Below are 10,165 nucleotides of genomic sequence, written 5' to 3' on the forward strand. Positions count from 1 at the left end.
GGCGCGAAAAAATTATTAGAAGAATTAGAAAGTTTTGTGGTTCGCTCATAACATGAAGATTTATTTTTGAAAAGTGAGGGGTTATTATGTTTGGTTTTTCTATTGTTGATAAAGATATAGAACTAAGAGCTATTCCTAATTTAGATAAAGCTATGGAAGAACTATGTAATAAAGGATTATTTGATTTAGGATATATAGTGTTATATGAGTCGTTAATTGCAATAAGATCTTTAACTTATAGAAAAGGAGATTGTGAAGTTTGGATTAAATTAATTTCAGATTCTACTCATAATATTCCAATTAAATTAAAAGAATCAAATACCTCGTTTTTGAAAGAAGAATTACTAAATGCAATAACAGTTTTATATAATTTAGCGAATTCTAAAATAGGTAAATATGTATCTGTTAACCCTTATCAGATTATTAGATTTTTTGATGAAAGAGGTTTTGATTGCGCTTATCAAAGTAAGTAATGAAGGGGAAAGGGACTTTTTTGGAAAAGTCTCTTTTATATATTGAATATATATTGAGTATATAGTAAAATTGAGTTAAGTCAAATCAAGGGTGAGGGGAAATAAAATGCAAAATAATAGGATGGAAGCTTATAATTCGATACTTCTTTTTAATGAAATTTTAGCTGTTTCGGTGTTTCAAATCTTTTTATTTTGGTTGATTCTTAATTGGATTTAGTTTAAATATTAAACTGAAACTTCAAAAGCTTTAGCTTTGATTTTGAAAAATTTAATTATGACGTAAATAGCGCCACATTCCATGATAGATTAAAAAAGTAAACTTTAAGGAGGGAAAATTATGAATGAGAAACCAAATTTGGATATTTCGAAATACAAGGGGATAGTATTATCGAGTGAAATAGTTCCTTCAACAAAATTGATTCAATATATTTGTGATAACTATGAAGGAATATCATTTTTATATGATGGATCAAATGAGGTATTGGATTGTGGACATGATTATGTGGATTTGAAGGTGTATGCTGTAGAAAAGGAAAATATACCAGGGGATAAGTTCAAAGAATTAGAGGGAATAGTAATGATAGAAATATTCATATGTACAAATTGTGGAAAATGGAAGTTGGATTTTTTAGGCTGAAAAATTAAGGGGAATTGAAATGGGTGAAGGTGGATAAATGGGTATGTGGTTTTGGAGTGTGATCCACATATAGGGATTCCGTAGTGGCGTGTCAAGGGAATAGCACAAAAGTTTTTTAGAGTTGATGTTGAGTTGGGCTTTTACAAGTGAAGCAATTTGCTACAATGATAATGCAAATTGCGTAACGTAGGAAAAGCATAAACGAAACACAACGATTAAAAAACTTTTTGCCCCTTTACACGCCACTTCTTTTGGGCATACAGCCCTTTAGCGGGTTAGAGGTATATTTTATAGGGTAGAAGGGATAAACCCCTCTACGCCTGTATATGCAATTTATATTTGTGGTGGTTTTAATGTTGGACTATCATCTTCAAATTCTCCTTTGTAAACAAATACATTATATCTATTAAAATCAGTGTCATCCCACGATACAAAAGAGTAATTGTTTTTACCTTCATCTATTTCAAATGTGTCTGAACCATTTTGAAAATCCTCTTCCGTTAAATTTCTTCCTTCTAAGTACTCTTTTGTACAATCTTTTCCAAATTGTATAGCCTTTTGTATATCTTTAAATAGATATACTTCACTATCTCTATCTCCTGTGTTATAAAACTCGTATTCCACTAAAACTACTACTGGTGCTTGCATGTTAATTACCTCCCTGAATTATTTAGATGTTTGATTTTTTTAATGCCAATCTGTCCAGTAAGCCCAATCTTCTTCATACGCCTTTTGATATTCTTCTGGTGTGTATTTTGTATGCAAGCATCCATCAGAACAAAAATAATATAATCCCTCGTCTATACAATACCCTTCGAACATAATCTCATTACAATGTGTACATACTCTGTAGTGGTCTTCCGCATCAGCAAATTGCTTGCAAGTAATAGTGATTTCAAGTTTCTCGAAAGTGTGTTTGTGAATTCCTGACCAGATATAAGGATAAATTTCATTGTTTCGGTCTTCATTATGAATAATGGTTAAATCGTTTTCGTTGTTGATTTTCAAGAAATCTTGGATAGTAAAATGGGCTTTACATCCAGCACTTCCATAACCCATGAATGTTTCTATCGTGGAATTTGTAACACCTTGTTGTGGACAAGTGCTTTTAATCTCTAATTGATAAAAAGAAAACTGTGGTAATAACATGAAAATTCCTCATTTCGTATTGGTTTTGACAGGGTTTTGAGAAGGTTTTAAAAGGTTATTCTCTGTTTAGCTGTCGGCTTATACGTAATGAGGAGCGAATGGAGATCAAGGGAATAGCATGAAAATTTTTAGAATTGATGTTGAGTTGGGCTTTTACAAGTGGAGCAATTTGCTACAATGAAAATGCAAGTTGCGTAGCGTAGGGAAAGCATAAACGAAACACAATGATTAAAAAATTTCATGCCCCTTGTATTGGAGAGAGGGACGAATTACTATACGACGACAGCTTTCGGCACGAACTGATATATGATCTGTCTTGATTCAACTCTATTAAAAATTTATTATTTCACGGTTTTTATTATATATTCACTATACATTCAATATATAGTGTGTTATAATTAGGTTAGTTAATATAAAAGGAATAAAAAAATTCTTAAAAAGGCGGGGGCAAAATGAGAACACTAAATATTTCAAAGGGATTTCACGATTTAGAAAATAAATTCAAAGTAGAGGGCGTGAAGGGGGAAGTATCTTTACAACAGGATTATTTAAAAGAAGGCGATGGGGTTTTATGGGGATTACAGAGCGGTACAATGATAAAATCTTTTTATAGTGAAGAAGAGAAACAACATAAAAAACGTATGAGTAAATACTTACCAATTGTAAATGGAGAATTAATTTTAATAAATGGGCAAGTATATAGAGCGGAAATTAAAGGTGACTATTCAGATTGTGTGATTTTTAAACCTGTAGAATAGAAAAGTATAAGAGGGGTCTATGTAGATCCCTCTTATACAACTAGAAAAAATGGAAAAATTAATAAGGAGTATTCAAAATGGAAAACAGAACATCTATAAAAATACCTAAAAAATACGAACCTAAGATTGAAGAAGTTTACAAGGATTCAGAAAAAGGTTATTGGTGCTATACAGAAAAAGGCTATTATTTTAGTGATGCGGATTATGGGATTCATATCATTAGAGAAGACACTCAACAACAGCTTCTTGAAATGATTAGAAGTATAGAACCTTGCAATTGTGATGAATGTAAAATTTAATTAGGATTATATAAAAATGCAAATGGGTTTATTAAAAATTTAAAAGGAGAGTGTTTCAGATGATGAATCGTGTCATCCTCGTGGGTCGCTTAACTAAAGATCCTGATTTGCGTTATACCCCAAATGGTATTGCTGTAGCAACCTTTACTTTAGCTGTTAATCGTGCATTTGCAAACCAGCAAGGAGAAAGAGACGCTGATTTTATAAATTGTGTGATATGGAGAAAGCAAGCTGAAAATGTTGCGAATTATTTAAAGAAAGGTAGTCTCGCTGGGGTAGATGGGAGATTACAGACTAGAAATTATGAAGGGCAAGATGGAAAACGTGTTTATGTAACCGAAGTTTTAGCGGAAAGTGTACAATTTTTAGAGCCGAAAAATCGTAATAATTCGGAATTTAACAATTCTGGTTTTAATAACAATCATTCTGGTTTTAATAATAATTCTTTTGGTCAACAAGGTCAACCTCATAAGACTAATTTTTCTAATGCAAACCAGCCAATAGACATATCAGATGATGATTTACCATTCTAAATAGCTTTGAAAAAAGGAATCTAACTTGATTCCTTTTTTTATTTTCTTTTAATATATACTCACTATACATTCAATGTGTATTATGGTATAATGGTATTAACAAAATAAATTGCAAAGGGGAATGGAATATGTATAAGATCCCATGCAAAAAATGTAAAGGAACTGGGAAAATTGAAAGTTATAAACATGTTGAGGATGGAATTTGTTTTGAATGTTATGGTTCTAAATTTCAGGAAGTAGATAAGCAACAGTTTGATGAATATAACATGCAATTATTAAGGGTATATATTCTGTTTAATAAAGGAAATTTCGAGTATTACCAAAATGAACAGGAAATACAAAATAAATATGGGAACTTTTTTTGTGGGGAGTATGGAGATCATTCAGCTTTAATAAATTATAAAGATAAAAATATTGTATACAAACTTTCAAATAGTAATAATGAATTATTTATGAAAAACACTCAAATTGAATGGAATAAAAGGCAAAAAGAATCTGTAATAGAAGAAATTACGCTTTGTAAAGAAGTATTGAAAATAATTAATGAAGAACAAATAAAAAATCAATTGTTTTTAAAAATTAATAGGTTAGAAGAATTTAAACGGAATTTGTAATAAAAGGGGATTTTAAAAAATGAAATGTATTGAGCTTGAAGTGTTAAAAGAGTATGGATCACCAACAGTATATTTTTGTGAACATACGATGAAACATAGTTGTTTAATTGCGATTCCAAAATGGAACTGGAGTTTTTTAATGGATTATGCAATTGATTTTGAAGACGAAAAACCATTGTTAATAGAAGCATTGAAACAAAATGTTTCTTATGCTGATACGGAAAACATTGCAAATGCTTTTCATGATTTTGTTTGTAGTGAATTTTATTAAGAAATGGGGAATGAGAAATGGCAATTGAAGCACATAAATGTAACGTTAAAGGGTGTAATGGCCTTGTAGTTTTTGAAAATGCTGATTTTGATTTGCAAAATCCTGACACAATTAAAGGGGTTTATGCACTTGATAACCCTAATTGTAACGTTTGCGGAAAAGAATTTTTAGTAGTACCTAGCTATTCTGTTATTGACCTTGATGAAGAAACACAAGAATTTGAGGAAATTGAATCAGCTTGTATTACTGAATGGGAAAAACAAAAAATTTAAACCAAAGCGTTATTATAATACAATTTGAATTTTGCGTAGAAATGAGGGGATGAAATGAATGAAGTCAAAGCACCAATAGATGAATGTCCTCACTGTGGTTCTAGCGAAGGATATTATACGAAAGTACAAATATCTGGTTCTTCTATTTGGAGACACAATTTCGATGGGAGCGAACGTGAGAACGGAGATTTTCATGATGCTTTAAATTATAAGGACAGTAAATTTGCGTATTGTATTGATTGCGATAAAAGAATTTTTAAAATGGCTGAATTATAACCAAATTTGAATTTTGTATAGAAAGGGGTGGTATTGTTTTGATTCTCAATGGGTGGAGTTTGTTGGGGTTTTTGTTTGGTCTTATCGTATTTTGGGATTTGATTTTTATAAAAAATAGGTAATTAGCATTATCTAATACATGGACGATTTATTACCATTCTAAAATTTAATAAGAAAGGACGAGAAGAAAATGAATCAAAAGTCACTAATACACTTTATAAAAGAAAAGCCATTAAAACCAATAATATTACTAAGTCTTTTAATAGCGTTATTAGTTGTTCCGTTTGTTATTCCGTATAATAAAGAATTGGTTGAAGTATCAAGATCATTTATGGGTGATTCAGGGAAAGTTGTTAGGGTGGTTATAATTTTATTTGGAAGTATAGGAATGTTAGTTAATGCAATTAAAATAATGTTAGCGAAAGAAAATGAAGTGAGAAAAAGCGCATTAAATATATTTTCAATTTATATGATATGTTTATTAGTTGTTATCTATATACCAAGTATAATTGTGTATTATAGATAAATTTAGAAAAAGGATCAGAACAGATCCTTTTTTCAATTACTGTGGAAATATATAGAAATGAAAAGATGTAGGTATTTTTTTAAAAGTTACAGGAAAGGAGATTACATATGACATGGGGAATTATACAGTTTTTCGAGGGAAAGTGATTATAAAGGAAAAATACAAAGATTTAGTTGAATTAATTAACAATGAGGATTGGGAAACAGCGATTAATAAATATCCTTTTCTGAATGAATATTATAAGGTTGAGAGAAGTACATTAATTCCATTTTCTATAGAGAAAATTCAGAATCGATTACAAGACGAGAGTATGAGTAACAAGGGGGAGTTAGATTTAGAGACTGATCCTGATAATTGGAAAACAGACAGTGAATATTTCACTGATTTACAAGGGTTACAATGGACGTTTATTACATGCTTAAAAAATTATGCTGATAAAGATCAATTTTATAAAAGGCCAATTGCAACATTTATAGATGTAGTTCTTTTAAACATTGTGAGTAAAGTAATAAAACTTGAAGAATTTAATTATGAAAAAAGTGATAAGCCAGTAGAGTATGATTTTAATAAGATAGTAAAAAGAAAAGAATTATTTAATTCGATTTCGAGTTATTGGCATGTGACAGAGGTTAAGGATGATACATTGTTAGTTTCATTAAAAAGAGATATTCGTCAAAGGAATAGATTTGTTTTAGCTATCTACAAATTAATGATTGGTGGAGAGTATATAAAGATACCCATGTCGCCACTAAAAGCAAAATTCTATCGAGATCGTCAAGCATTTTTAAGAAGCGTTGAAGGTAAAGATATGTATGGGAGTTTGTATTACGATGAAACAAAAGTTGACTTTAAACATTTCGCAATTCCTTTTCCATATAGGGGAATTCTTGAATGTGATTTTTTAACAGGGGTAATGTTTAAATGTAAAAGTGAGGAAGATAAAATAAAACTTCTTGTTCTTTTAGAAAAATCATATGTGAAATTTTTAAAGGATGAAAAGAAATTAGGAATGATGTAAAAAAGAGATCTAGTCAGATCTCTTTTTTATTTAATATACATTCACTATACATTGAGTATATAAAATGGTATAATATATGTAATGATATTATGGGATTTAACAAATAATTATAAGAATGGGAAGGGTGGATAACTAATGGGGAAATTAAAGGAATCAGACTTATTTGCTCCTGTTAAGTCATTTTTACTTAAAAATGGTTGTTCAAATGTTTATGGAGAAGTTTTAGGGTGTGATGTTTTAGGTTTAAATGGTGTTTGTGATGTGATCGTTGAATTAAAAACAACATTAAATTTTAAACTAATAGATCAAGCGCTAGATAGATTAAATCATGGCCATTATGTTTATATTGCTGTTCCAGAACGAAAAGGGCATATACCTCGTTGTGTAAAAAAGGTCTTAGAGCAAAATAGGATAGGGCTACTTGAAATAGGAAAAGACAGGTTTTCCGATGAAATAATTGCTCATATATCTATCCCAGCAAAATACAATCGTCTTCCGAATGAATTGAAAAAGAAAGGTTTTAAATCAATAAGGAATTATATTAAGGACTATCATGCTACACAAATTGGCGGTGTTAAGGGGGGAGAAGGTGCTACCGATTATTCAATTATGATTGCAAATATTAAGGATTATTTACGTTTTGGAAAACATAAAAAATGGGCTTCGATTGATGAAATATTGACTTATTGTGAGACACATTACGCTAATCCAAAACCAAGCTTAATAGCCACTTTGCAAGCAAAATGGAATAATGATTGGTGCGAATGTAAGCGTGAGAATGGCAAGATGTACTTTAGAATTATTAGTTAAAAATAATCTAAAGAGGGTGGGTAAAGAAATGAGTCAATTAATTACCTCTATAAAAGTAACTGTAAGGTTATTTAATCAACCTAAGAGAATGGGGGAAGTAATTGAGGTTCAAAATCAATTGTATGTAATTATTGGTATCGAACAATTTAAAATCTATGGACAACAGTTATCTATTTGGTATACAGTTCAAAATTTAGAAGCGTATGATTTTATTTCAAAACAAATAGGTTATCCAGAACAAGGATTGATTAAGCTAAATGTTCAATATAAGTATAATGATAAACGTTTTGAACACCTTCAAATAGGAAGAACTGTTCCCTATCAAGAAGAACAATTCAAGATTGTAGAATATGCGGATATTATTTTGCTAGGAACAGATATCAAGGTTTCATTTTTGGTGAAAAAAGTATTACCGCTTAATCGTAAGGAAGCGAAAATGAGATACTTTATGGAAAAACAAAAAAAATTAAATATTGATTTGCTGTAATTAATTTAATATTAAATTAGAAAAGGAGAATGATATTTTATGGGAGTATCTTGGGTATGTTTTAAACGATACGAAATTGTAAAACATGAAGAAAATGATTTTGATGATATGATTTGTTTTTTTGATGAAAAGAATTTACGTATTGCACATGCAACATGTGGAACTTTAAGAGCTGTATTTGCTCATTATAAAATACATATACCGATATATAATCAATTTGAACCACCGAATTCAAAGGAATTAGAATTAGTTTCTCCTGTTAAGATAGCTAAAGCTTGTGAAGAAGCCATAAAAATTTTAAAAGAAGGAATTAATCCAGAGTTTGAAGATTTTAATGGTGAGAAAAATATGTTGTGGGAATTAGATGATCTTGATGGTCGGAATGGAGGGTATAAAACCATACCAGAATTGAATTGTAGGATAATAGATCATTTAGAACGCATAAAATTATTCTCAAATCAAGGATATTATTTTATTCAAAATGAAGATTAATTTAATTTTTAAAATAAAGGGGAATGAAACATGAGTTTAGTTGAATGTGTTTTAGGTTTAATTTATGTTTCAGTTGGTCTTTTTGCTCTAAGATATTTTTCTAACATTAATCAAAAACAAAAACGTTAGTTAAAAAAGGGGAAGATAAGACAATGAAATTTGAAAATAAATCTATTTCAAAGATAGAAGGGATTACAGCTTTATTTATAGGGATACTTGTTGTTAGTGGTGGATTATTTGGACTGTCATTTGTGGTTACTTATAAAATGATTCAAACTGTTTGTGTTATTACTTTTAGTGTTTCAGCAATTATTGTAGTTCTTTTTATGTTTTATGAGGTTAGGACAGAAACTAAAAAATAAATAATACAGAATAAATAAATTTTTAATAAAAATATAATTTCATAGGAGGTTTTATGAATGAACAAAAATAATCAAAAAGAAATGAAACCATTCGAAGGAAAATCAATGCTTAAAAATTTAGAACAATTAAAGCAAGTAGAAAAATTACGGGAACAAGAAGGACATATACTTCATATTCCAAAATATCCAAATGAAATAAAACGATAATCGTTGTTATTTGTTAGAAATGGGGGAAGGAGAATGTATATAGATAAAGATATTGAAAGGGATTGTGAAACATTAAAAGAAGAATTTTTTAAACGTGGATACCAGATAACTTTGTTAGAAGCTGAAATGATTTGGGATGATTATTGTCAATTGATTTATTTTGCAACATGGTTGCCTGTTGGAAATGAAATTACACATCATGTATTTAATGATCTAATGGATTTAGATATTACAAAAGAAATAATTAATAAATAATCTGAATAAAAAGGGTGTTCGTAATGTTAAATCAAAAAGGTTTAAATACAACTCTTGATAGACATAAAAAAATGAAGAAATCAATAGAAGAGTATATTTCTTCTTGTAATATTCGTTTAGATGGTATGCCATCAAGTTATGATCAGTTATCGGATTTTGATAAAGGGACAAAAATAGGTTTCCAGTATGGGAAAGATTCACTGGTCGATCTGTTAAATCAGCTAAATTGTATTATTGATGAATTTGAAAGTGAATGATATTAAGTATAACTATTAAATGTGTGCCTATAATTATAATAATTACTTTTGAAAGGAGAGATAATTATAATGGATTATAGGTCACTTAGTAAAAAGTTAATGCACATATTATTGTTTTGGTTTATGTTGATTTTACCAGTAGGAATTCTGTTAGATATTTTTATAAAAGGGATGGTTAATTATTTTGGTTTGCTTTTGGCGGTGATTATGTTTTGGTATGTTCCAAAATACAACCCTGTATTTTTGGAGATAATGAAAAAGCATAAAAGTAAATAAATTCTTTTGGAAGGATCTCTATAGAGATCCTTCTTTTTTGTTTTTAATATACATACAATATATATTAACTATGCATTGCATGTATATTGTGGTATAATTTAAATATGTTAGAAAGTTATTCAGAAAGGAAAGGTAATCAAGATGGATTTTAAAAGAAGCCTAAAAAAAATAAGTTTAGAAGAAATAATAAATG

Annotated in this window: 20 protein-coding genes; 18 read left to right on the plus strand and 2 right to left on the minus strand. The window is 29.3% G+C overall.

Annotation, left to right across the window (positions count from 1 at the left end):
• Positions 1 to 86: 86 nt before the first annotated feature.
• Positions 87 to 473, plus strand: coding sequence for a hypothetical protein (locus tag MR107_RS27705; RefSeq protein ID WP_242292977.1), 387 nt, complete (start codon positions 87 to 89; stop codon positions 471 to 473).
• Between the two features lie 337 nt (positions 474 to 810).
• On the plus strand, positions 811 to 1,110 hold the full coding sequence (locus tag MR107_RS27710; RefSeq protein WP_242292978.1) for a hypothetical protein: 300 nt from the start codon (positions 811 to 813) through the stop codon (positions 1,108 to 1,110).
• Positions 1,111 to 1,443: 333 nt separating this feature from the next.
• Here MR107_RS27710 and MR107_RS27715 read toward each other — a convergent pair whose 3' ends face one another.
• A complete protein-coding gene (locus MR107_RS27715; RefSeq protein ID WP_242292979.1) occupies positions 1,444 to 1,758 on the minus strand; it encodes a hypothetical protein in 315 nt (104 codons plus the stop codon).
• A gap of 39 nt (positions 1,759 to 1,797) precedes the next feature.
• Entirely contained in the window at positions 1,798 to 2,259 is a 462-nt protein-coding gene (locus MR107_RS27720; protein ID WP_242292980.1) for a hypothetical protein, read from the minus strand.
• Between the two features lie 452 nt (positions 2,260 to 2,711).
• Between MR107_RS27720 and MR107_RS27725 the strand changes: the two genes are divergently transcribed.
• The 16 genes from MR107_RS27725 (at position 2,712) to MR107_RS27800 (ending at position 9,696) form a co-directional block, all read left to right on the plus strand.
• Positions 2,712 to 3,017, plus strand: coding sequence for a hypothetical protein (locus tag MR107_RS27725; protein WP_242292981.1), 306 nt, complete (start codon positions 2,712 to 2,714; stop codon positions 3,015 to 3,017).
• 77 nt (positions 3,018 to 3,094) lie between these two features.
• Entirely contained in the window at positions 3,095 to 3,316 is a 222-nt protein-coding gene (locus MR107_RS27730) for a hypothetical protein (RefSeq protein WP_000431615.1), read from the plus strand.
• Positions 3,317 to 3,375: 59 nt separating this feature from the next.
• Positions 3,376 to 3,849 (plus strand): single-stranded DNA-binding protein, encoded by a 474-nt coding sequence (gene ssb, locus MR107_RS27735; RefSeq protein ID WP_242292982.1) that lies wholly within the window; start codon positions 3,376 to 3,378, stop codon positions 3,847 to 3,849.
• A gap of 128 nt (positions 3,850 to 3,977) precedes the next feature.
• Positions 3,978 to 4,463, plus strand: coding sequence for a hypothetical protein (locus MR107_RS27740; RefSeq protein WP_000276781.1), 486 nt, complete (start codon positions 3,978 to 3,980; stop codon positions 4,461 to 4,463).
• Between the two features lie 19 nt (positions 4,464 to 4,482).
• Positions 4,483 to 4,734 carry a YueH family protein gene (locus MR107_RS27745; protein ID WP_242292983.1) on the plus strand — a complete coding sequence of 84 codons (252 nt, stop codon included), beginning with the start codon at positions 4,483 to 4,485 and terminating at the stop codon, positions 4,732 to 4,734.
• A 17-nt stretch (positions 4,735 to 4,751) separates the two neighbouring features.
• Positions 4,752 to 5,006 (plus strand): hypothetical protein, encoded by a 255-nt coding sequence (locus MR107_RS27750; RefSeq protein WP_098780919.1) that lies wholly within the window; start codon positions 4,752 to 4,754, stop codon positions 5,004 to 5,006.
• A 54-nt stretch (positions 5,007 to 5,060) separates the two neighbouring features.
• Positions 5,061 to 5,282 (plus strand): hypothetical protein, encoded by a 222-nt coding sequence (locus MR107_RS27755; protein ID WP_242292984.1) that lies wholly within the window; start codon positions 5,061 to 5,063, stop codon positions 5,280 to 5,282.
• A gap of 190 nt (positions 5,283 to 5,472) precedes the next feature.
• Positions 5,473 to 5,808, plus strand: a complete 336-nt coding sequence (locus tag MR107_RS27760) for a hypothetical protein (protein WP_242292985.1) — start codon at positions 5,473 to 5,475, stop codon at positions 5,806 to 5,808.
• 112 nt (positions 5,809 to 5,920) lie between these two features.
• Positions 5,921 to 6,826: a hypothetical protein gene (locus MR107_RS27765; protein ID WP_242292986.1), complete on the plus strand. Its 906-nt coding sequence runs from the start codon at positions 5,921 to 5,923 to the stop codon at positions 6,824 to 6,826.
• Between the two features lie 135 nt (positions 6,827 to 6,961).
• Entirely contained in the window at positions 6,962 to 7,636 is a 675-nt protein-coding gene (locus MR107_RS27770) for a hypothetical protein (RefSeq protein ID WP_242292987.1), read from the plus strand.
• Between the two features lie 28 nt (positions 7,637 to 7,664).
• On the plus strand, positions 7,665 to 8,123 hold the full coding sequence (locus MR107_RS27775; RefSeq protein WP_242292988.1) for a hypothetical protein: 459 nt from the start codon (positions 7,665 to 7,667) through the stop codon (positions 8,121 to 8,123).
• A gap of 39 nt (positions 8,124 to 8,162) precedes the next feature.
• Positions 8,163 to 8,615: a hypothetical protein gene (locus MR107_RS27780; RefSeq protein WP_000539216.1), complete on the plus strand. Its 453-nt coding sequence runs from the start codon at positions 8,163 to 8,165 to the stop codon at positions 8,613 to 8,615.
• A gap of 152 nt (positions 8,616 to 8,767) precedes the next feature.
• Positions 8,768 to 8,977 (plus strand): hypothetical protein, encoded by a 210-nt coding sequence (locus MR107_RS27785; RefSeq protein ID WP_242292989.1) that lies wholly within the window; start codon positions 8,768 to 8,770, stop codon positions 8,975 to 8,977.
• A gap of 57 nt (positions 8,978 to 9,034) precedes the next feature.
• Positions 9,035 to 9,184 carry a hypothetical protein gene (locus tag MR107_RS27790; protein WP_002163810.1) on the plus strand — a complete coding sequence of 50 codons (150 nt, stop codon included), beginning with the start codon at positions 9,035 to 9,037 and terminating at the stop codon, positions 9,182 to 9,184.
• Positions 9,185 to 9,217: 33 nt separating this feature from the next.
• Positions 9,218 to 9,439, plus strand: a complete 222-nt coding sequence (locus tag MR107_RS27795) for a hypothetical protein (protein WP_242292990.1) — start codon at positions 9,218 to 9,220, stop codon at positions 9,437 to 9,439.
• A 23-nt stretch (positions 9,440 to 9,462) separates the two neighbouring features.
• On the plus strand, positions 9,463 to 9,696 hold the full coding sequence (locus MR107_RS27800; protein ID WP_242292991.1) for a hypothetical protein: 234 nt from the start codon (positions 9,463 to 9,465) through the stop codon (positions 9,694 to 9,696).
• Positions 9,697 to 10,165: the final 469 nt, after the last annotated feature.

The organism is Bacillus cereus group sp. BfR-BA-01441 (assembly GCF_022663075.1).
GTDB classification, from domain to species: domain Bacteria; phylum Bacillota; class Bacilli; order Bacillales; family Bacillaceae_G; genus Bacillus_A; species Bacillus_A cereus.

Excerpts from the sequence above, each read along its gene's own strand:
- MR107_RS27710 (WP_242292978.1), top strand. The coding sequence starts at position 811 with ATGAATGAGAAACCAAATTTGGATATTTCGAAATACAAGGGGATAGTA.
- MR107_RS27800 (WP_242292991.1), top strand. The coding sequence starts at position 9,463 with ATGTTAAATCAAAAAGGTTTAAATACAACTCTTGATAGACATAAAAAA.
- MR107_RS27765 (WP_242292986.1), top strand. The coding sequence starts at position 5,921 with ATGGGGAATTATACAGTTTTTCGAGGGAAAGTGATTATAAAGGAAAAA.
- MR107_RS27715 (WP_242292979.1), bottom strand. The coding sequence starts at position 1,758 with ATGCAAGCACCAGTAGTAGTTTTAGTGGAATACGAGTTTTATAACACA.
- MR107_RS27780 (WP_000539216.1), top strand. The coding sequence starts at position 8,163 with ATGGGAGTATCTTGGGTATGTTTTAAACGATACGAAATTGTAAAACAT.
- MR107_RS27720 (WP_242292980.1), bottom strand. The coding sequence starts at position 2,259 with ATGTTATTACCACAGTTTTCTTTTTATCAATTAGAGATTAAAAGCACT.
- MR107_RS27750 (WP_098780919.1), top strand. The coding sequence starts at position 4,752 with ATGGCAATTGAAGCACATAAATGTAACGTTAAAGGGTGTAATGGCCTT.
- MR107_RS27730 (WP_000431615.1), top strand. The coding sequence starts at position 3,095 with ATGGAAAACAGAACATCTATAAAAATACCTAAAAAATACGAACCTAAG.
- MR107_RS27725 (WP_242292981.1), top strand. The coding sequence starts at position 2,712 with ATGAGAACACTAAATATTTCAAAGGGATTTCACGATTTAGAAAATAAA.
- MR107_RS27755 (WP_242292984.1), top strand. The coding sequence starts at position 5,061 with ATGAATGAAGTCAAAGCACCAATAGATGAATGTCCTCACTGTGGTTCT.
- MR107_RS27770 (WP_242292987.1), top strand. The coding sequence starts at position 6,962 with ATGGGGAAATTAAAGGAATCAGACTTATTTGCTCCTGTTAAGTCATTT.
- MR107_RS27785 (WP_242292989.1), top strand. The coding sequence starts at position 8,768 with ATGAAATTTGAAAATAAATCTATTTCAAAGATAGAAGGGATTACAGCT.
- MR107_RS27790 (WP_002163810.1), top strand. The coding sequence starts at position 9,035 with ATGAACAAAAATAATCAAAAAGAAATGAAACCATTCGAAGGAAAATCA.
- MR107_RS27760 (WP_242292985.1), top strand. The coding sequence starts at position 5,473 with ATGAATCAAAAGTCACTAATACACTTTATAAAAGAAAAGCCATTAAAA.
- MR107_RS27795 (WP_242292990.1), top strand. The coding sequence starts at position 9,218 with ATGTATATAGATAAAGATATTGAAAGGGATTGTGAAACATTAAAAGAA.
- MR107_RS27775 (WP_242292988.1), top strand. The coding sequence starts at position 7,665 with ATGAGTCAATTAATTACCTCTATAAAAGTAACTGTAAGGTTATTTAAT.
- MR107_RS27740 (WP_000276781.1), top strand. The coding sequence starts at position 3,978 with ATGTATAAGATCCCATGCAAAAAATGTAAAGGAACTGGGAAAATTGAA.
- ssb (WP_242292982.1), top strand. The coding sequence starts at position 3,376 with ATGATGAATCGTGTCATCCTCGTGGGTCGCTTAACTAAAGATCCTGAT.
- MR107_RS27745 (WP_242292983.1), top strand. The coding sequence starts at position 4,483 with ATGAAATGTATTGAGCTTGAAGTGTTAAAAGAGTATGGATCACCAACA.
- MR107_RS27705 (WP_242292977.1), top strand. The coding sequence starts at position 87 with ATGTTTGGTTTTTCTATTGTTGATAAAGATATAGAACTAAGAGCTATT.